Raw genomic sequence first — 19016 nt, 5'->3', positions numbered from 1 at the left:
ACCCTATGCAGCGACGACGAGAATTCCTACAGGCAACGGGGGCAGCACTCGCCGCAGTCGGACTCGCCGGCTGCAGCGACTCGGGAGGCACGACCGACGGCGACGCGACGACGGCGGCCGACGCCGGCAGCGGTAACGACGGAGGCGACGACGTCGGCGTCGACGCCGCCGTGGCCGCCCAGTGGAACGTCTACCGCGCGCGCCTCGCGGACGCCGCCGCGCTGGGCGCACACGGCGCGTCCGACGTGGGCGCACAGCTCGCCGCCACCACGTTCGAACAGGACTTCGAGAACGCCGGCGGCGAACACGGTGCCCACGAAACCCTCGAAACGACCAGCGAGAGCGCCTACGAGGGCTTCGAGCAGGCCGCGATCGGCGTCCGGGACGCGCTCAGGGAGGGAGACAGCGCCAGTGCGATCGAGCAGGCCGAATCCGCCGCCGCGAACCTGCGGGACGCCCAACAGCGCCTCGTCGGGGAGACCGCGATGCACGCCCTGGACGCGCTGGCGTTCGCCGACCACGCCGCGACCGCGCGCGCGCTCGCCGCCGCCGGTCAGGCCGACGCCGCCGCGGTCGCCGCCAACACCGCCCTCTCGGCGTTCGAAACCGCGCCCGCCCACGAGGCCATGGAGTCCGCAGCCACGGACGCCTACGAGTCCTTCGAGAGCGGGCTCGGGGACACCCTGTCGGCCGGACAGCGCGGCAACGCCGACGACGCGAACTCCGCCGCCGCCACCGCCGTGTCGGCGGCCGTCGACGGTGCGTACGCGATCGCCGACACCGCCGGCACCGAAGCGGGCCACATCGCTAGCCTCCAGTCCCGCGCGTACGACGCCGCCGCGCTCAACGCGATGGGTGGCCCGTCGTCGGACTTCGGGCACGCCGCCGTGCTGTCGGCGTACCGGGCGCGCGCCCAGGACGCCGCGTGGGTCGCCGACGCCGGCGCGTCGGACGCGGCCGCATCGATGGCGATCAGCGTGCTCGAAGACTTCGAAGGCGCGGCCGCCCACGAACCCCTCGAAGAGACCGACCACGACGCCTACGAGGGCTTCGAGGGCGGCGTGGAAGCGCTCCAGGAAGCGATCACCGCCGGCAGCGGCGTTTCGGATGCGCTCTCGCAGGTCGACACCAACCTGGTCGCCGGCATCAAGGCGCTGACCACGGACACCGAAGCGGTCATCCTGGAGACCGGGTTCCTCCGCGCGCTGCTCGGCGACGCCCGCGAGCAGTACCAGCGCGGCAACGCCGAGCGCGCCGCCGCGAGCGTCGAAGCCATGTTCAAGCGCTTCGAGCGCGACGAGCTGGGCGCACACGAGACCCTCGAATCCACCAGCGAATCCCTCTACGAGACGTTCGAGGACGAACACGTGGGCGCGCTGCCGGCGGCGATGCGGAACGGCAACGACGACGCAGTGACGACGCACCTCGACGGCGCGCGATCCGCGCTCGCGGAGTTCGCGGCGCAGATCGCGCCGACCGCGCGGGTTGCAGGCGGCGAATCGGTCACCATCACCGCCCGCGCGTTCGACGCCGCCGGCGTGGCGGCGCTGGACGACCGGACGCGCGCGGCGACGATCGCCGACGACGCGATGGCCTACTTCGAGGGCGGCGCGGGCGGGTTCCACGAGGCCGTCGAAGCCAGCAACGAGGAAACCTACCACGCCTTCGAGGAGGCGCTGGTGGGCGTGTCCTCGACGGCGAGCGACGGCGGGAGCGTGTTCGACGCCGCGACCGGCTTCGGCGCGCAGTCCAGGACCGCGGTCTACGACGTGATCGGGAACGCGGGCGGCGACCTCACGGCGGCGGCGGCGGCCGTGGCTCGGGGCGCGCTCCGTGACTTCGAGGGAGCGCGCGCACACGAACCGCTGGAGGAGGCCGACCACGACGCCTACGAGGCGTTCGAGTCGTCGTTCGAAACGTACGCCAGCGGCCTGGAGTCCGGGACCGGCGACGTCTCCGTGGTGCGGCGGGCGTCCCTGCGGGCGCAGTTCGCGGTGGCGGGCGACGCCAGCGCGGCCCCGGTCGGCGACGCCGCATCCAGTAGCGAAGGCGACTCCCAGCCCGAGCTGAGCGGCGGGCCGAACGTCGTCTCCGGCGTCCCCGATGACGCCGACCACGTGATCGACATGAACGCGGTCGCGTACGATCCCGCGGAACTCACCGTGTCCGCCGGGGACACCGTCGCGTGGACACACGCCGACGGCGAGGCGCACTCGGTCACGGCCTACGAGGACGACATCCCTGCGGACGCAACGTACTGGGCGTCCGGCGGCTTCGACAGCCAGGACGCGGCCAAGACCGGCTGGGCGAACGGCAAGGGCGCGGTCACCGAGGGCGAATCGTACGTCCACACGTTCGAAACCACCGGCGAGCACGAGTACTACTGCATCCCCCACAAGAACCTCGGGATGGAAGGCACGATCGTCGTCGAGGAGTGACAATGGTTGGAACCGACCTCGCTACCATCCGCGACCGGCTGGAAGGCCTCGCGGAGTCGGACGGCAGATTCGTCGTTGCGTGTGCGCGGACCGGCGAGCAACCGTTCCCCGTGGCGGGGCTTCGGTTCGCCGACCGCGACACGGCAGCCGACGCGCTCTCGCTGGCGACCGCGTACCGGGAGACGCTGGCGCGATACGACCCCTGGGCCCCCCAATACGACCTGGTCGTCCACGGCGCGCCCGTGCCGTCGCCGACCGACGGCCCGGACCGCTCGGACATCTGCCACGACATCGTCGGCGCGGTGTTCGAGGCGCTGTCAGCGGCCGACCGCGACGCCGCCGAGCGCGCCGTGCTCGACGGGTATTTCGCCGCCGCGGAGGCGACCACCGACGTCGACGATCTCTCGATGGTGTTGTTGTCCTGTGCCGCCGACGCCCTGGACGAACACCTCGCGCCGGCGGCCCAGGAGGCGATCCTCAGCGACGCCGCCGACCGCGTCGACTTCGTGACCACCGACGCCACGCCGGGCGAAGCGCTTGCGACCGTCGCCGCCGCGGACCTCGCCAGTAGCATCACGTGCACCGACGGCGGGTGGCGGTTCGCCGCCGAATCCACGGGTGACCGCGGCGCAGTGACCCTTCCGGTTGCGGTTGCGCTGCTCGCCACCCACGCCGTCGACGCGCCCGCGTTCGCGCCGATCGGCGACCGCATCGACGTGCAGCCGTCCGGCGGTCCGGCGGGGCTCGCGACGGCGGCCTCAGAGTAGGCCGCGGGCCATCCGCACCGCGTCCGGCGCGTTCTCCGCGAGCACGTAGACGATCGGTTCGACGCCGTAGCCACCGGTCTGATAGAGCACGTCCACGGCGTCGGCGTCCCGGACCGCGTCCCGGATGTGGTGGTCGTCGGTCGTCGACTCTCCCTCCGGCTCGAACTCGACCACGGCGTAGCCTGCGTCCGCGAGCGCGGCGACCGTGTCCGCACTGTACGCGATGTTGAGCGCGGCGTGGGCGTCCACACCGGCGGCGCGCGCGTCCAACAACACCGTTGCGACGTACGCGCTCACGCCGAACTCGGGCTCCGCTGGGATCTCGGTGCGTCCCATCACGTCCAGCACCCGGCCCGGCACGCCGGCCACGTCCTCGACGGTGTCCGCCTCGGGCGTACACTCCACGAGGTTCGCGCCGACCGCCGGGATCTGGGTGGCGAAGCCGCTGGTGCGTTCGAGCATGCGCACCCCACGGCGCACCGACGACAACACGTGCTCGCGCACCCGCACCTCGCTGTCCGCGTCGTGAACGGTGAAGTCGCCGTCGTAGTCGGCCAGCGCGGGATTGGCGGCCTCATGGCGCTCGGCCAGGATGTCGCTGCTCGTGGACAGCTCCCGCACGAGAACCTCGGCCTCCACGAGCGCCTGCACCTGGGAGACGTTGCCGGTTGCGAGCCCGCTGCCGGTGCGCTCGACGAGTTCCTGGACGCGGTCGTCGGCGGCGATCTCGTCGTCGGTGGTCACGTCGCCGTGGGCGTATTTCGAGACCGCTGACTGGCTGACCCCGAGCAGTTCAGCGACCTCGTGTTGGGTGAGCCCGCGCTCCCGCAGGTCGGCCGCCAGCAGCGACCGGAACGTCGGCAGGAACTCCTCGACGACGACCTCCTCGATGAACTTCATTGTGTCCCCCCGAACTCGCGGTCCCCCCGGATGCGGGAGGCCTGTGGGCCGTCCTGGTCCTGGTATTTCGACCCGCGCTCGTCGCCGTACGGCCGGTCGGCGGGGCTGGTGAGTTCCGTGAACACGAGCTGGCTGATGCGCATCTCGGGGGTGAGTGCCACCGGCACCTTCCCGAGGTTCGAGAGTTCAAGCGTCACCCGCCCGTTGAACCCGGGGTCGATGAAACCGGCCGTGGCGTGGACCACCACGGCGAGGCGGCCCAACGAGGACCGCCCCTCGACCTGCGCAACCAGGTCCCGGGGCACCTCCACGCGCTCTTTGGTGGTGCCGAGCACGAAATCCCCGGGGTGGAGGATGAACTCGTCGCCGTCCTCGACGACGGTCTCGGTGACGTACTCATCGACTTCGTCCTCGCGGTTCGGATGGATGCAGGGGACGTTGGCGCGCTCGAACTCCAGGAACCGCCGGCCAAGACGGACGTCGACGCTCGCCGGCTGCACCTGGAGGTCGACGTCCTCCAGGGGCTCGATGGCGAGGTCACCGTCCGCCAGGCGTGCGAGAATGTCCTGGTCGGAGAGTATCATACCCGAACAGTGTGCTCGGGATGCCTAAAGGTTTCAGAACAGGGTCAACAGCCAGCTGCCGTAGGCGATCACGCCGCCCGCCAGCCACGGTGCTTCCGAGTCGTCGTCGAAGGCCACCGCGAGACCGTGGGCGTAGAGGTACGTCTGCCAGCCCGCCACCGCGAACGAGATCGCGGTCCGGACGGCGCTGGTCCGCTGGAGGGTCGCCTGGAACTGTTCGAGGAACAGCGCCGGCGAGGACACGGTTGCGCCGTCGACGGCGACCGCGAGCGCCACGAACAGTGCCAGTCCGGTCAGCGCCGTCGGCGCGGTCCCCCACCCCACGATCGCAAACGTCTCCGTGAACCGGCCGTCGTGGCCGACGACAGCGCGCGCGAACACGTGGAGGACGCCCGCGATCAGCACCCACCCCACCGCCAGCGCCAACACGAGGCCGACGATGGACGCCCCGACGAGGGGCCAGATGGTGCTGGCGGCGTCGGCTCCGCCGGCGGCGGCGAGTTTGTTCGAGAGCAGGACGCCGAAGCCGATGAGCACGAGCGCGAGCGAGAGCGCCGCGACGCCGGCGACGACGGCCGCCGGCCGCAGGTCGAAGCCGTGCTGGTTGAAATACTCGCGGGGGTGGAGGAAGGGCGTGCGGGGAGCCATGCCGAATGCTGCAGGGTGGACCGACGTAGTGGTTTCGGCCGCGAGTAGCCAGGGCTATGCCGGAGCCGGCCGTCCGTCCGGCCATGAAACAGGTCATCGCCGCCCGCACGGACATCGGAATGGGGCAGGGAAAGCTCGCCGCGCAGGTCGCCCACGCCTCGCTGAACGCCTACGAGTACACCGACGATCGCGCCGTCCGCCGGTGGAAAGACGAGGGGCAGACGAAGGTCGTGGTGAAAGTCGGCAGCGAGCGCGAGCTCTACGAGCGCTCCGAGGAAGCCAAGCGCGCCGGGCTGCCCACGGGGCTCATCTCGGACGCCGGCCGCACCCAACTGGAGCCGGGGACGCCGACGGCGCTCGCCATCGGGCCCGCGCCCGACGCCGACGTCGACCGGATCACGGGCGACCTCTCGTTGTTCTGATGCGCGAGGCACACCCCATCGAGCGCGCCGTCGGGATGGCGTACTACGCGAGCGACAGCGACGGCACTGGCGGCCGGCTGCGGGACTCCCCGGCGGACTTCCGCGTGCGCGAACTCGAAGCGTTCGACACCCAGCCGGCGGACGCGCCGACCGGCGACTACCCGTGGCTCGTGGTGCGTGCGACCCTCCACGAGTGGGACACCAACGACTTCGCCCGCGAACTCGCCAACACCGTCGGGATGAGCCGCGAGCGCGTGCGGTGGGCGGGCACCAAGGACCGCCACGCGGTCACCACTCAGCTGTTCGCCGTCCGCGATCTGGACGCCGCCCAGGTGCCGGAGATCCGGAACGCCGACATCGAGGTCGTCGGGCGGGCGGGCCGCGGCCTGGAGTTCGGGGATCTCGCCGGCAACGCCTTCGAGATCGTGGTGCGGGACCCCGACGCCCCCGAGCGGGCCGCCGCCGTCGCCGACGAGTTGGCGGCGTTCGGCGGCGGAACCGTCGGCACGCCCAACTACTTCGGCCAACAGCGCTTCGGGAGCAAGCGCCCGGTCACCCACGAGGTCGGGCTCGCCATCCTGCGCGACGACTGGGAGGCGGCCGCCATGGCGTACCTGGGCGCGCCCACCGAGCACGAACCCGCGGACTCCCAGCGCGCCCGCGAGTACGTCGCGGAAACGCGGGACTGGACGGGTGCGCTCGCGGAGTTCCCACAGCGCCTGCGCTACGAGCGCACCATGCTGCACGAGCTGGCCGACGGCGGGAGCTTCCGGGACGCCGTCGAGACGTTCCCGTCGAACCTCCAGCAGCTGTTCGTGCACGCCGCCCAGTCGTACGTCTTCAACCGAATCGTCTCGGAGCGCATGGCGCGCGGGCTGCCGTTCGGCGAGCCGGTCGCGGGCGACGTGGTGTGGTTCGCGGACAGCGACGCCGACGCCGCCGTCGCCCAGCCCGACGCCGCACGCCAGCAGCGGGTCACCGACTCCCGGGTGGACGTGATGGCGCGGCACTGCGAGCGCGGCCGCGCGTTCGTCACCGCGCCGCTCGTGGGCACCGACACCGAGTTCGCGGACGGCGACCCCGGGGAGATCACTCGGGGTGTCCTCGACGACCTCGACCTCGCGCCCGAGGACTTCGACCTACCCGGCGAGTTCGACTCGGCGGGCAGTCGCCGCGCGATACTCCTCCGGCCGGATCTCACGGTCAGCCACGACCCGCTGGCCTTCGAGTTCGCGCTGCCCTCCGGCAGCTACGCCACGGTCGTCCTGCGGGAGTTCCTGAAACCCAGCCCGCTGGCCCTCTGAGCGGGGTGGCTGAAACACCGGGTTTTTGCGGTCGCGCCGCGTCCCATCGGGCATGGACTGTTCGCGGTGTGGCACGCCACTGGATAAACCGGGCGACTACTGCCTGGTGTGCCGGACCGAGAACTGCGACGCGGTGGTGGCTGACTGCGGGCGCGACCGGGCGACGCTGACGTTTCTGACCGACGAGGACGTCGTCGGCCGCACCGACATCACGACCGTGCCCGAGGACGGCGACGAGACCGGCGTCATCGAGCTGCGGAACTTCGCCGGACGCATCGCGGACGAGATCCGCAGGAAGCGCCCGGAGGACGTCTTCGTCGCGGGCGCTCACGAGGTGATCCGGGCGGTGCGCGCGGATCTCCACCACGACGTCTACCGCGTCGAGCCCGACGACCCCGTGGCGTCGGTGCTGGATCGCCGCGGTGACCGCGCCCTGGACGTCGTCGAGAAGCCCGTCCGGGAGAAGATCGGTGGCCGCCACTCGACGCTCATCGGCGACCGCGACGGCCAGCAAGCCATCCGCACGGTTGCGGGCCACCCGAACGTCAAGAAGGTCATTCCCGGCCCCATCGACGCCGGCGGCTCGGGCTCCCGCACTGGCGTCCGCGCGAAGGTCACGCGCGCCGACACCAACGGCAACCTCCGGCTGCTCGTGCGGGACGGCTCAAGCGTCCAGGAGAACCGCGTGGTCACCACGGCGATGAGCCGCGACACCGGCGAGCGCGTTCGCACCGATCTCAACGACGCGCTCGAAGACGAATCACTCCGCGAGTGAGGACGGAGGTCGGTCCTGCCGACGCGGGTGGCCGACGAAACCGGAAACAGTTTGTGCGCTCCGGCAGACCGGCTGTTGTCCCCATGATCGACTCGAAGACAATCCAGCTGACGACGCTCTGGTTCGTCGTCATGATATTCATCCAGACGATGAGCGCCGACAATCCGCCGATAAATGCAATTGGCTTCCTCGCATTGCTCCTCGTGTTGGTTCTCCCGGTCGTGATTCTCGGTCGACTCGCGGCGACCGTGTTCGCGGACCGGGGCTGGTCGCTCCGCGCTCGTTGAGTCAGTGTCCTCCCTTCGGTCGGACACGCGACTGACGGCTCACGGGTCGCTACGCTCCCCGCTCGCGTTCCTGTGCCCTCGACTCGGGCACACAACTCGTAGCGTTTATGTACGCGACGGCGGTAGACGCTGGCACTATGGCTAACCAGAGCTCCACCGGGAGCGCCGGCCGGTTCGGTGCGCGCTACGGGCGCGTCTCGCGCCGCCGCGTCTCCGACATCGAGGGCACGATGAACGAAGACCACGCCTGCCCGGACTGTGGGTCCGAGGCCGTCTCCCGCGAGGGGACCGGCATCTGGCAGTGCGGGAAATGCGGCTACAAGTACGCCGGCGGTGCCTACCAGCCCCAGACGCCCAGCGGCAAGACGGTCACGCGCTCGATCCGGACCGCCCTGGGTGAAACCGGCGACAGCAACAGCGAGTAACAGTTCAGATGTCGTATAAGTGTTCGCGGTGCAAGCGCGACGTCGAACTCGACGAATACGGCGGCGTGCGGTGCCCGTACTGCGGGCACCGTGTGCTGTTGAAAGAGCGCAGCCGGGACGTGAAGGAAGTCAGCGTCCAGTAACCGACGTGCCGTCGCACTCGACGGAGCTCGTTTTCCGGTACGATTCGACGGCGGTTGCGTCCATCGTCGCCAGCAGCGTCGCCGTGTCGGCGGGCGACATCGACGGCGAGCGCAGCCGGGCGACGGTCAGCCGCGACGGCGCGACGGTGACCGTGGTCGTCGACGCCACCGACCTGACGGCGCTGCGTGCCGGCCAGAACACGTGGCTGACGCTCGTCGAGGTGGCCGAACGAGCGGCCGCTCCGTCCGCGGCCGGACCCTGATTCGGGGCGTAGCGTGGGACCCGCGAACCCCATCCGATCCGGCGGCTCGGGCTGTCACACCCCCAGGTCCGGTGTGCAACCACAAAGCGGGGGTTTTTCCGTTGGGCGCGCAACCGGATACGTATGCAGGGTAACCTACCACCGGAAGCGCAGGAGAAACTCGAGCAGCTCCAGGATCTGCAGGAGAAAGCGCAGAACGTCGCCACGCAGAAACAGCAGGCCGAACAGCAGCTGTCCGAGGCCGAAACGGCCCTGGACGCGCTCGGCGACATCGAGGAGTCGACCACGATGTACCGTGAGGTCGGCGAGTTGCTCGTGGAAACGGAGTACGACAACGCCCACGACGACCTCGACGAGAAGGTCAGCGACCTGGAAGTGCGCGTCGAAACCCTCCAGAAGCAGGAGGACCGCGTGCAGGAGCAGTTCGAGAGCCTCCAGGAGGAGCTGCAGGACATGCTCGGCGGTGCGGGCGGCGCGATGGGCGGCGGTCCGGGCGCGTAACGACCGATGCCGAACGATGAGGAGGTCGTGGAGACGGCCGCCGAAGCCGCCGAGGGGCTCGTCCTCGACCGGCTGCGGACCAGCGACGTGGACGACCTCGATATCACGGTGACGTTCGAGGACGGCGTCCTGGACGTGGACATCTACGTCCGGGCACCGGACGCCGACGCGGACGTCGAGCAGGTCGCGGACGACGGCGCGCTCGCCGCGCAAGCAGCCGTCGACGACCTGTTCGCCGACGAGTAGGCGGGGAGAACTTCTCGCCGTTCGCCACGCCAGCCAGCGGCGGCGCTCGGCTAGCGCTCACGGGAGTGTCTCGGCGAGCCGGTCGTCGCCGTCGGGGAGCGGCGGTCCGTGTCCGGGACACGCGTACTCGAAGGCGGGCGCACGACGACACAGCGACCGCACACTGGACTCAACCGCGGCGGCGTCGTGGCTCGTGAGCCAGCCAGTGGGCTTCAGCCTGTCGCCGAGTCCATAGGCGAGGTCACCGAGGAACGCGACGGACAGGTCCTCGTGGACGTAGGCGACGTGTCCGGGCGTGTGACCGGGGGTGTGGTACGCGTGGAAGCCGCCGACGTCGTCCCCGTCAACGACGGCTCGAATCGGGAGATCCGGCAGGTCGAGCCGGCGATAGTAGAGCCGGTGGAGCGCCCCGATGCCGTTCCGAGCAGTCCACGGCGGCAGTCGGTCGCCGGCGACGTACGGCGCGTCCCGCTCGTGGACGTACACCGGGGCGTCCAGTGCCGGCGTGAGTCGCGCGAGCGTGCCGACGTGGTCGGCGTCGTAGTGGGTCACCAGCACGCGGTCGATGTCGCCGGGTTCGACGCCGGCAGTGCGCAGGCCGTCTCGGACGGTCTGCTCGTCTCCCGGCCACCCGGCGTCCACGAGCGTCGTCTCGTTGTCGTCGACGACGACGTAGGCGTTCGGCATGTCCAGAGTCGAACAGTCGACGTGCGTCACGCCGGGTGGCAACTGCGCCGTCATTGCCGGAACTGCCAGACGGAGTGCGATGAGTGTTTCGGCGGGCTACGTGAGGAAGAAGACGAGGACGCTGATGGTGACCGTGGCGAGAACGGCGAGTCCCGCGACGGCGCCACCCATCGCGATGACGGCGTTGGCGTGGCTGGCAAGCGTCTCGGTGCGGTCGTTGCCGAAGACGGTGACTTCCGCGCGCTCGGTGGCCACGCCGGCCTCGACGGGGTCGAGGTCGTCCGTGGCGGCTTCAGTGAGCGCGACGACCACGTCGGTGAGGGCACCCCAGTCGATGGCGGCACCGACCTGGTTCGAGGACTCGACGGTGTTGACGATGTGCGTGTCCGTGGTCATGACTTCGGCGTGGTCGATGCCGAGGCCGCCGACGGCGTCCAGGAGGCGCTCGCGGAGCCCCGGTTCCATGTTGTTCCCGTCGATGAGCACGTAGGCGGTGCGCGTGGTGCCGGTTTCGACGACCGCGACGCGGACGCCGAGGGGGCCGATGCCGTCGCATGGCTGCCAGTCAGTGGGGTCCCAGGCGACACCCATGCGGAGCGCGTGCTCGGGTGCGTCGGCGAGGTCGCGGGCGGCGCTGCCGGCGGCCTGGATCAGCTGGAACGAGCGCTCGCTGCCGGGGTAGATGTGGCCGAGGTCGTCGCCGTCGAGGCCGTTGTTGCAGTTGTGCGCGTCCGCCAGCAACACCGTCTCCAGTCCCGCGACGCGGGCTTCGGCGGCCGCCGACAGGCCGACGGCGTACGAGATGTCGTCGGCGAAGTTGGGGGCGTACGTCGAGACGAGGAACGCGTCGTCGTCGAAGGCCTGCCCGAAAAGCGTGGCCTCGCCGTCGGTGGCCCGCACCGGCGCGGTCGCGGTGTCGGTGTACGCGATGCGGTCGTGGGCGTCGGCAGCGGCGTCGACGAGCGTGTCGACCTCGCGCTCGGTGACGAGGTTGAAGTCGTGGCCGGCGGTTGCGTGGGGCGGGAACGCCAGCCCGTCCGTGGCGTCGGCGACCCGCTGGGGGAGGTTGCCGCCGCCGATCTCGCCCATCGGCCCCGGGTGGATCATCGGCAATACGAACCGCGCTTTCTCGGTTTCGTCGCTCGTGCGGCGGAACGACAGCACAGTCACGGGGACGACGGCCTCCTCGCCGATCTGCTCGAAGAAGTCCTCGAGCTCCCGAGTGCCCTCGGCGATGTGGCCGATGAACCCGCCGATGAAGTCGAGCACGCTCACGCCGAGGCTGCGCTGCCACGGGCGGTCGATGACGACGACGAACCCGTAGGCCACAGAGCCGTACAGCGCGGTCATCGCAACCAACAACAGGAAATCCCGGGGGGCGAACGCGTACTGGATCTCGGGGGGTGCATGCGAGGGCCGCGCGAGGAACGCGCCCAGCAGCGACCCGCCGCCGGACGTGACGTAGTTCAGTGTGCCGCCGTAGACGAACAACAACACGCCGGCGGTGGCGGTTTGGATGCTGGCCGGCAGCACCGACACTGCCAGCGTGTTCCGCGACACCGCCAGGACGACCAGAAACCGGACAGCGAACACGAGCGCGAGCGCCGCGATGAGCGCGTCGAACACGAAGTTCTGGCTGAGCCGCGGTGTGAGGATGGCGGCGACGCCGGCGGCGACCAGCACGGTGACGACGACGATCTCGCAGGCAACGGCGAGCAGCGAGGAGCGGTTGTACGTGAGCTGGCCGCCGAAATACCGGTCGACGGCCGTCGTTGCCATGCTCGCGACGGCCGTGGGGACGCCGATGAAGAACACGCCCTGCCAGGCGTCCTCCAGGACGTACTGGCTGTCGAAGGCCGCAACCCCCGCCAGCGCCGCGATGACCAGCGAGAGCGCGACGCTGGAATACCAGCGGGGAGCACGGAAGATGTACTTCGAGAGGCTGGCCAGTTCGCCCTGGGTTTCGGTCATGCGGCGTTACTCGCAGATGGCCACGAAGTTCTCGAAGACCGCCTCGCCCTCCTCGGTGTGTGCGACTTCGGGATGCCACTGCACGCCGTAGAGGTCGCGGTCGGTGTCGCCCATCGCTTCGACGCCGCAGATGTCGCTTTCGGCGGTGATCGTGAAGCCGTCGGGGACGGCGACGACTTCGTCGGCGTGGCTCGCCCACACGCGCGTGTCCGGGGCGAGCGACCCCACGAGGGGGTCGTCGGCGTCGCTGATCGAAACCGTGACGTCGGCGTAGCCGCCGTAGTCGCCGGCTTCGATGCGGCCGCCGAGCTCGTCGGCGATCAGCTGGTGGCCGAGGCACACCCCCAGAATCGGAACGTCGAGTGTGAGGTACTCCCGGCAGTGGCCGATGTCCGCCATGGTGGGGCCACCGGAGAGCACGAGGCCGTCGGCGTCGATGTCGGCCGGCGGGGTGGTGTTGTCGGTCAGGTCGACGGTCACGCCATCCATGTCACGGAGCAACCGGTGCTCTAGGTGCGTGAACTGGCCGTGGTTGTCGACGACGAGGATGTGCGTCATTGCCGGCGGGTAGGCAACACCGGCGTAAAAACCCACTCGTTCGCCGGGCGGCCGGGAGAACGCTTTTCGGGCGCGCCGTCCGACTGCGACTGTGCACGTCCGCCACGATCCCGACGACGGCGACGGCGCGCGAACGCTCGCCAACACCGTCGAGACGGCCGAGTCGTTCCTCTCGCAGGCCCGCGGGCTGATGTTCCGCACGTCGATCCCCGACGACTACGCGCTCGTGTTCCCGTTCGGCGACCCCGAGGTGCGGGACGCCCACATGGTGTGTGTGCCGTTCGACATCGACGCCATCTGGGTGGTCGACGAGGAGGTCCAACACGTCGAGACCATGGCCGCGTGGACGGGGCGGGCGAGCGCGGACTGTGACACGCTGATCGAGTTGCCGGCGGGCGCTGCGAGCGGCGTCGGCGTCGGCGACCGCGTCCGGGTGACCGAGGAGTCAGCCTGAGGGGCGCGCGCCGAGTTCCACGTCGACGGTTCGGCGGTCGCCGTCCCGAAGCAGCCTGACGCTGACGGTGTCGCCGGGACTGGTGTGTAACGCCAGCAGGCTCAACACGTCTTCGAGCGTGTGGACGCGGGTGCCGTTCACCGCGAGCACGATGTCGCCGCCGACGCGAACGGCACCGCCGTCGACGATGGTCGTGGCATCGCTGCCCACCAGCCGGCCGGCGGACGGTCCCGAAGGGTCGACGGACATCACGAGGAGGCCGCGGGACTCCGTGAGCCCGTTGGCGTCCGCGACGTTGGGGGTGACCGGGGTGAACGACACCCCGAGGTAGGCGTGCTCGTAGTCGCCGGTGTCGATGAGGCTGGGAACGACCCGGTCGGTGAGCGCGGCGGAGATGCCGAACGCGATGTTGTCCCCGCCCCCGGAGTTCACGACCGCGACGACGTCGCCGTCGAGCGACACCAGGGGGCCGCCGCTGTTCCCGGGGTTCACCGCGGCGTCGGTCTGGACGGCGTCCGGAATGCGGTAGCCGGTCGGCGCCGGGATGGCGCGGTTCGTGCCGCTGATGATGCCCGTTGTCACAGTGCCGTTGAGCGCGAACGGGTTGCCGATGGCGACGACCTCCGTGCCGGCGACCGGCGACGCGGTGCGCAACGCCAGCGGGGTGGCGGCGGCCGGGGTGTCGGTGACGGTGACGGCCGCGAGGTCGCTGTTCGGGTCCGTCCCCCGCACCCGGCCGGTCTCCCAGGTGCCGTCGTTGAACCGGACGTTGACCGTCTCCGAGCGCCCCACGACGTGGGCGTTGGTGACGAGTGTCGTGTCGTTGTACAGCCAGCCCGTCCCCTGCCCGGACTGCGTGCGGATCATGACGACGGAGTCGATAACGTCCCGATAGACCGCCGTGTACGGGCTCTCGGAGCGCGAGTCGGTCGTCGTCTCTCGGGTGGTCGTGGCCGCCGTCTCGGCCGCGGCCACACGGTTCGGTGCTGTGTCGGTGCAGCCAGCGGTGCCTGCGGCCAGCACTCCGGCTCCGAGCCGGAGCACGTCGCGTCGACTCGGCATCGGATCAGTCACGAACGGATCGTACGCGTGAGCGACACGAATAGCTTGTGGGCAGCCCCCTGGCGGCGCGGGGCGAGACGGGGGCACCGCTGTCGGCGTGGTGGTCCGAGAAGCGCCGAGGAGGAGATTTGAACTCCTGAGTCCGTGTGGACAGTTGCTCTCGAAGCAACCGCCTTGGCCAGGCTAGGCTACCTCGGCTCGTTCGATACGATGCCGGCCGCGAGTTTAGTGGTTTCGGTTCGGCGAGCGGGTGGCGTGTGACCGGTACGCATAACCCACCAGCGGGGGAGGTCGTGTGGTATGGACGCCAGCAGTGTGCGGGATGGCTGCAGTGCCGTTGTGGACGAGGTGGCGGCGGCGGTCATCGCCGACCGTGAGTTCCTCGAAACGGTTCTCGTCGGGTTCCTGGCTGACGGGCACGTGCTCCTCGAAGACGTCCCGGGAACGGGCAAGACGCTGACTGCGCGCAGCGTCGCGACAGCGCTCGGTCTCGAATTCAGCCGGGTGCAGTTCACGCCGGACCTGTTGCCAACGGACGTGTTGGGGACCCACGTGTTCAACGAGCGGAGCCGGGAGTTCGAGTTCCGGCCCGGCCCGGTGTTCGCGAACGTCGTGTTGGCCGACGAGATCAACCGCGCACCCCCGAAGACGCAGGCAGCGTTGCTGGAGGCGATGGAGGAAGGACAGGTGACGATCGACGGCGAGACGATGGCCCTGCCCGAGCCGTTTTTCGTCATCGCGACCCAGAACCCCGTCGACCAGGAGGGGACGTTTCCCCTGCCGGAGGCGCAACTCGACCGGTTCGTCGTGTCGGCGGCCATCGGCTACCCCGACGCGGCCGGCGAGCGCGAGCTGTTGGCGCGGCGTGCCAGCCGGGACGCCCGGAGTCCGACCGTCGACGCCGTGCTCGACGACGAGCGCGTGCGGGCCCTGCGGCGCGCCTCCGAGGACGTGCGCGTCGGCAGCGACCTCCGCGAGTACATGCTGGCGGTGGCACGCGCGACCCGCGAGCACCCCCGCGTCGAGGTGGGCGTCAGCCCGCGGGGCACCCAGCGGCTGTTCGAGGCGGCGCGCGCTCGCGCGGTCGTGGCGGGCCGCGAGTACGTCGTGCCGGCGGACGTGAAGGGGCTGGCGGGGAGCGTGCTCGCACACCGGCTCGTGTTGACGCCGGACGCGGCCGTCGAGAACGTCGCCAAAGGCGGGATCGTCGAGGGCGTGCTCGACGAGGTGCCGGTGCCCACCGTCGACGCGGCTTAGGCCCGGAGGGCGGCGGCCAACAGCACCCCGCCGAACAGCAACGCGAGCAGCGCCGCCACCGGGCGCGTGCTCGGGCCGAGCGTGTAGGCGGCCAGCGCGACGACCGCGGCCGTCAGTGCCAGCGCCGTCGTCGAAAGCACGTGGACGACGACGGACTGCGTGACGCGGGCGTGCCGGCCGACATCGACCCCGAGTCCGACGGCGTGCTCGGCGGCGTCGTACGCGACCACAGTGCCGACGCCACCGACGAGCGCGTACCCCGGGTCGATGCCGGTCGCCGCGCCGAGGACGACCCCGACGGCGAGTGTCGCTGCGCCGGCCGAGACGAACAGCCGTCTCCCACGGAGGCCGCCGCCGACGACGAGCAGTGCGCCGGAGGCCCCGACAGCGAGGCCGACGCCCGAGCTGAGCGCCGGAACCAGTGCGAGGACTGCGGCGAGAGCCGCAGGAACGACCGCGCGAGCCGGCGGGCGCGCGTCGAACTCGCTCACGCGAACCACCCGCGTTCGGCGTCGGCGACCGCCACCGCCAGCGAGTCGCCCGCCTGCCAGTCGATGACGCGGACGCTCGCCGCGCGCAGCGATCGGACGCGGACAGCGCGCGCCACGCCCGCGAACCGCTGGCCGAGCGTCTCTGCCCCCGTGACGTCGGGCGACACCACCGTGACCGGGTGGCCGCTGGCTTCCAGCCGGCGGACGTACTCGGCGGCGGTGTCATCGACCAGCGGCGAGCAGAAGACCACCTGTGCGTCGTCGGGGAGGTGTGTGCGGAGCCGGCGGAACACGAGCGCACTGAGGAACCGCCGGTCGGGCGGCGACACCGAGAAGCCGCGGTCGCGCGCGAGCAGTGCTTCGAGGCGAGCGCGGTGCTCGCGGCCGAGCCCGGGCGCGAGCCACGCCCAGTGTGGGCCCAGCGACGCCACGCCGACCTGGTTGCCGGCGTCGAGGAGTGCTGACGCGACCCCGCCCGCGGCTTCGACGCCGTACTCGACGGCGTTCGTGCCGTCGGCGTCACTGACGTGGGCGACGCGCCGGGTGTCGACGACGGCGACGGCGGTGGCGGCTCGCTCCGCCCGGAACTGGACGGTGGCGAGTTCGCCGTCGCGGGCGAGGCGCGTCCAGTCCACTCTGCTCAGCGGGTCGCCCGAGCGGTACTCGCGGGTGGCGTGGAACGCCACGCCCGAGCCGCCGGTCGGCGTTGGGGTGGGGCCGGCGCGCTGGGTGGGCTGTCGGCGCAGCGGGAACGCGGCCAGACGGGGGAGGTCGGGGACGCAGGTGAGCGTCGTCGCGGCGGGGACGGTGGTGCGCGTCTCGTGGCTGCCGGAGATGTCGCGGGCGATCACCGCAACCGGGTCGAACTCGTGGTCGCCCCGGGTGGCTTCCACGGTGTACGTGACGGTCGCCGACTTGCCGGCCCGGAGCGCGGTCGCCAGCCGGGGCGTCCCGTCGGCGACCGCCAGCGTATCGGGAACGCCGTCGATGAGGCGGAGGTCGGGCAGAAACGACCCGTCGTTGGTCACCGTCAGCGTCACGTCGACCTCGTCGCCGGCGGCGGGGGCGTCCTCGGACACCGACCGTTCGACGGACAGCGACGGCGCTGGGGGCGCGAACAGGGTCGCGTAGCCCGCACCGGCGACGCCGAGCACGCCGAGCACGAGGACGGCGGGTACGCGTGTCGTCGCGCCGGCGGCGATCACGGCGAGCGAGAGCGCGACCGCGCCCCGCCAGCGGTGGGTGCGTTCGGCCACCATCAGTGCGCACCGCCCTCGATCCCGGTGAGCCGCTGGAGTTCCGCGACGACGTGGCGGGCCTGGCGCTCGCGGGCCGGGTCGGCGCTGACGACTGTCGTGATGACAGCGGGTGCGGGCGGGTCCACGTCCTCGGCGAAGAACGCCGCCGCAGTCCGGTCGTCGGTCCACGTCCCCTCGTCGAGTCGGCGTTCCGCTTCCGCCGGGGCGATCCCGTGGGCGTCGGCGAGCGCGCGCACGGTCACGGTCCGAAGGCGGGCGCTGAACTGCGGGCCGCCAGCGCCGGCGTCCCGGCGGTCCGCGCGCTCGTGGCGCCGGGCGTCGATGTCCGCCCCCGGTCGCGGCGCTTCGATCCGGGGTTCGAGCGTCTCGTTGCGCGCCTCGTCGGCGGTCCGGAACGCGGTGTGATGGCGGTCGATTCCCCTGGTGAGCGCGAACACGGCCGCCAGTCCGGCGACAGCAGTCGTCGGGGTGGGTGGGAGCCCGAGGACGGCAGCCACGCCCGGCTCGACCGTGACTGCGAACCCGGCGGCGGCGAACAGCAGCCCGGCCAGCAGCAGGAAGCGCCGCAGCATCACTGGCCACCGTCCGTGTAGCGCGCTTCGATCGCACGCAGCGCGTCGACGGCGCGCGCCTCGCGGGCGGGCGACGGGTCGGCGTCGCCGTACCGGACTGCGCGGAACAGCGCGGTGAGCGCGTCGACGTGGCGGGCGTCCATGCCGGCGTCGCGGGCGGCGGCGGCGAACTCCCGGGGCGTGCTCGCCTCGGGGTTCGAGACGTCGACGTGCGCGGCCATCTCCCGCCACGCGCGGTAGACCTCGTTGTCGACGTCGGCCACGGTCTCGATGCGGGCAGCCGCCTGGCCGGCGGCGGCACCGACGGCCGCCAGCCGGGGTTGGGCCGCGGGCTCGCGTGTCGCCGGGTCGGGCGACCGGTCAGTGGCGGTGTCGTCGCCGGTGGCGTGGTAGGCGAGCACGACGAACAGCACGGCGACGACGGCGAGCACGCCGACGGCCAACGACGGGGAGACGAGTTGGGTGACCGGCTGTCCGCCGGCGGTGCCGCCGCCCACGCTGCCGTTTGCAGGGGGAGACTGCGCGGAGCCGGCGGCCCCGGCGTGCTGCGGTGACATGCTGGCGGGCGCTCGGCAGTCCGTGAGTGCGCCGTACGAGAGCACGAGAAACGGCACCACCGGGATCACGACGGCGAGCGCGTAGGCAAGGGGGGTGCGGCGTGCCAGCAGCCAGACCGCGCCGACGAGCGCGACCCCGATGCCGATCAGGACGGCGGGGGACTGCAGGACCGGGACACAGAGCGCGTCGAAGGGCGTGGGGGTCGTGGCGGTCGCTCCGGACTGGCCGCCGGTTGCGGACGCCGCGGCGCCACTGGTGTGGCTTGGAGCGGCTCCGCCGGACTGGGTGTTCCCGCCGGTGCCGGGGCCAGCGCCGGACTGGGGGCGCGGCGCAACGAGCGTGGACGCCGCCAGGGAGATGGCAAGCACACACAGCACTGCGATGACCGGACCGCGCGCGTTTCGACCCACGCGCCAGGGGTTGACAACTCGAATCCATAGGTGT

24 protein-coding genes and 1 tRNA gene are annotated in these 19016 nt (G+C 71.3%); 13 read left to right on the top strand and 12 right to left on the bottom strand.

What is annotated here, in order from left to right; genetic code table 11:
- The first annotated feature begins 5 nt into the window (after positions 1-5).
- Together JT689_RS02415 and JT689_RS02410 are read left to right on the top strand one after the other, a co-directional pair.
- A complete protein-coding gene (locus JT689_RS02415) occupies positions 6-2438 on the top strand; it encodes a DUF5059 domain-containing protein (protein WP_205251410.1) in 2433 nt (810 codons plus the stop codon).
- Between the two features lie 2 nt (positions 2439-2440).
- Positions 2441-3205, top strand: coding sequence for a hypothetical protein (locus JT689_RS02410; protein WP_010902139.1), 765 nt, complete (start codon positions 2441-2443; stop codon positions 3203-3205).
- Here JT689_RS02410 and JT689_RS02405 read toward each other — a convergent pair.
- The 3 genes from JT689_RS02405 to JT689_RS02395 are packed head-to-tail and all read right to left on the bottom strand — an operon-like array spanning position 3197 to position 5337.
- Complete coding sequence (locus tag JT689_RS02405; protein WP_010902138.1) at positions 3197-4105, bottom strand: thiamine-phosphate synthase family protein; 909 nt, start codon at positions 4103-4105, stop codon at positions 3197-3199. The two genes, JT689_RS02410 and JT689_RS02405, sit on opposite strands and share 9 nt — an antisense overlap.
- On the bottom strand, positions 4102-4689 hold the full coding sequence (gene dcd / locus JT689_RS02400; RefSeq protein WP_010902137.1) for a dCTP deaminase: 588 nt from the start codon (positions 4687-4689) through the stop codon (positions 4102-4104). Before dcd ends, JT689_RS02405 begins: the two co-directional genes overlap by 4 nt.
- A 33-nt stretch (positions 4690-4722) precedes the next feature.
- Entirely contained in the window at positions 4723-5337 is a 615-nt protein-coding gene (locus JT689_RS02395; protein ID WP_205251409.1) for a YIP1 family protein, read from the bottom strand.
- An 83-nt stretch (positions 5338-5420) separates the two neighbouring features.
- On the opposite strand from JT689_RS02395, the gene pth2 reads away from it, so the two are divergent.
- From pth2 to JT689_RS02350, 9 genes are all read left to right on the top strand, one after another.
- Entirely contained in the window at positions 5421-5759 is a 339-nt protein-coding gene (gene pth2, locus JT689_RS02390; protein ID WP_205251408.1) for a peptidyl-tRNA hydrolase Pth2, read from the top strand.
- Complete coding sequence (truD, locus tag JT689_RS02385) at positions 5759-7063, top strand: tRNA pseudouridine(13) synthase TruD (RefSeq protein WP_205251407.1); 1305 nt, start codon at positions 5759-5761, stop codon at positions 7061-7063. The genes pth2 and truD overlap by 1 nt, the downstream gene beginning before the upstream one ends.
- A gap of 52 nt (positions 7064-7115) precedes the next feature.
- A complete protein-coding gene (locus JT689_RS02380) occupies positions 7116-7838 on the top strand; it encodes a DUF2103 domain-containing protein (RefSeq protein ID WP_205251406.1) in 723 nt (240 codons plus the stop codon).
- An 83-nt stretch (positions 7839-7921) separates the two neighbouring features.
- Positions 7922-8125 (top strand): hypothetical protein, encoded by a 204-nt coding sequence (locus tag JT689_RS02375; RefSeq protein WP_205251405.1) that lies wholly within the window; start codon positions 7922-7924, stop codon positions 8123-8125.
- Between the two features lie 137 nt (positions 8126-8262).
- Complete coding sequence (locus JT689_RS02370; protein WP_012289127.1) at positions 8263-8550, top strand: 50S ribosomal protein L37ae; 288 nt, start codon at positions 8263-8265, stop codon at positions 8548-8550.
- Between the two features lie 8 nt (positions 8551-8558).
- Complete coding sequence (locus JT689_RS02365; protein ID WP_010902130.1) at positions 8559-8693, top strand: DNA-directed RNA polymerase subunit P; 135 nt, start codon at positions 8559-8561, stop codon at positions 8691-8693.
- A 5-nt stretch (positions 8694-8698) separates the two neighbouring features.
- Complete coding sequence (locus tag JT689_RS02360) at positions 8699-8956, top strand: KEOPS complex subunit Pcc1 (protein WP_012289126.1); 258 nt, start codon at positions 8699-8701, stop codon at positions 8954-8956.
- Between the two features lie 123 nt (positions 8957-9079).
- Positions 9080-9457 carry a prefoldin subunit beta gene (locus tag JT689_RS02355; protein ID WP_010902129.1) on the top strand — a complete coding sequence of 126 codons (378 nt, stop codon included), beginning with the start codon at positions 9080-9082 and terminating at the stop codon, positions 9455-9457.
- Between the two features lie 6 nt (positions 9458-9463).
- Complete coding sequence (locus tag JT689_RS02350) at positions 9464-9703, top strand: DUF3194 domain-containing protein (RefSeq protein ID WP_010902128.1); 240 nt, start codon at positions 9464-9466, stop codon at positions 9701-9703.
- 57 nt (positions 9704-9760) lie between these two features.
- On the opposite strand, the gene JT689_RS02345 is transcribed toward JT689_RS02350, so the two are convergent.
- Genes JT689_RS02345 through JT689_RS02335 form a run of 3 tightly spaced genes read right to left on the bottom strand, consistent with a single transcriptional unit; the run spans position 9761 to position 12919 of the window.
- Positions 9761-10444, bottom strand: a complete 684-nt coding sequence (locus JT689_RS02345) for an MBL fold metallo-hydrolase (RefSeq protein WP_205251404.1) — start codon at positions 10442-10444, stop codon at positions 9761-9763.
- Between the two features lie 42 nt (positions 10445-10486).
- Positions 10487-12361, bottom strand: coding sequence for a DUF2070 family protein (locus JT689_RS02340; RefSeq protein ID WP_205251403.1), 1875 nt, complete (start codon positions 12359-12361; stop codon positions 10487-10489).
- Between the two features lie 6 nt (positions 12362-12367).
- On the bottom strand, positions 12368-12919 hold the full coding sequence (locus tag JT689_RS02335) for a GMP synthase subunit A (protein WP_010902125.1): 552 nt from the start codon (positions 12917-12919) through the stop codon (positions 12368-12370).
- Between the two features lie 91 nt (positions 12920-13010).
- Between JT689_RS02335 and JT689_RS02330 the strand changes: the two genes are divergently transcribed.
- On the top strand, positions 13011-13373 hold the full coding sequence (locus JT689_RS02330; RefSeq protein WP_205251402.1) for a DUF192 domain-containing protein: 363 nt from the start codon (positions 13011-13013) through the stop codon (positions 13371-13373).
- On the opposite strand, the gene JT689_RS02325 is transcribed toward JT689_RS02330, so the two are convergent.
- Positions 13365-14435 (bottom strand): trypsin-like peptidase domain-containing protein, encoded by a 1071-nt coding sequence (locus JT689_RS02325; protein ID WP_205251401.1) that lies wholly within the window; start codon positions 14433-14435, stop codon positions 13365-13367. The two genes, JT689_RS02330 and JT689_RS02325, sit on opposite strands and share 9 nt — an antisense overlap.
- 113 nt (positions 14436-14548) lie before the next feature.
- Positions 14549-14633, bottom strand: a tRNA-Ser gene (locus JT689_RS02320).
- A gap of 102 nt (positions 14634-14735) precedes the next feature.
- Between JT689_RS02320 and JT689_RS02315 the strand changes: the two genes are divergently transcribed.
- A complete protein-coding gene (locus JT689_RS02315) occupies positions 14736-15692 on the top strand; it encodes an AAA family ATPase (protein WP_205251400.1) in 957 nt (318 codons plus the stop codon).
- On the opposite strand, the gene JT689_RS02310 is transcribed toward JT689_RS02315, so the two are convergent.
- The 4 genes from JT689_RS02310 to JT689_RS12355 are packed head-to-tail and all read right to left on the bottom strand — an operon-like array spanning position 15689 to position 18982.
- Complete coding sequence (locus tag JT689_RS02310; protein ID WP_205251399.1) at positions 15689-16183, bottom strand: hypothetical protein; 495 nt, start codon at positions 16181-16183, stop codon at positions 15689-15691. The genes JT689_RS02315 and JT689_RS02310 overlap by 4 nt on opposite strands.
- Positions 16180-17442 (bottom strand): DUF58 domain-containing protein, encoded by a 1263-nt coding sequence (locus JT689_RS02305; RefSeq protein ID WP_205251398.1) that lies wholly within the window; start codon positions 17440-17442, stop codon positions 16180-16182. The genes JT689_RS02310 and JT689_RS02305 overlap by 4 nt, the downstream gene beginning before the upstream one ends.
- Positions 17442-18014, bottom strand: coding sequence for a hypothetical protein (locus tag JT689_RS02300; RefSeq protein WP_205251397.1), 573 nt, complete (start codon positions 18012-18014; stop codon positions 17442-17444). Before JT689_RS02300 ends, JT689_RS02305 begins: the two co-directional genes overlap by 1 nt.
- Positions 18014-18982 (bottom strand): DUF4129 domain-containing protein, encoded by a 969-nt coding sequence (locus JT689_RS12355; protein ID WP_229373390.1) that lies wholly within the window; start codon positions 18980-18982, stop codon positions 18014-18016. Before JT689_RS12355 ends, JT689_RS02300 begins: the two co-directional genes overlap by 1 nt.
- Positions 18983-19016 lie beyond the last annotated feature (34 nt).

This window comes from Halobacterium sp. GSL-19, assembly GCF_016917855.1.
GTDB classification, from domain to species: domain Archaea; phylum Halobacteriota; class Halobacteria; order Halobacteriales; family Halobacteriaceae; genus Halobacterium; species Halobacterium salinarum.
Note: the sequence above shows the minus strand (reverse complement) of the source record. Positions and strands in the feature narration are given on the sequence as shown.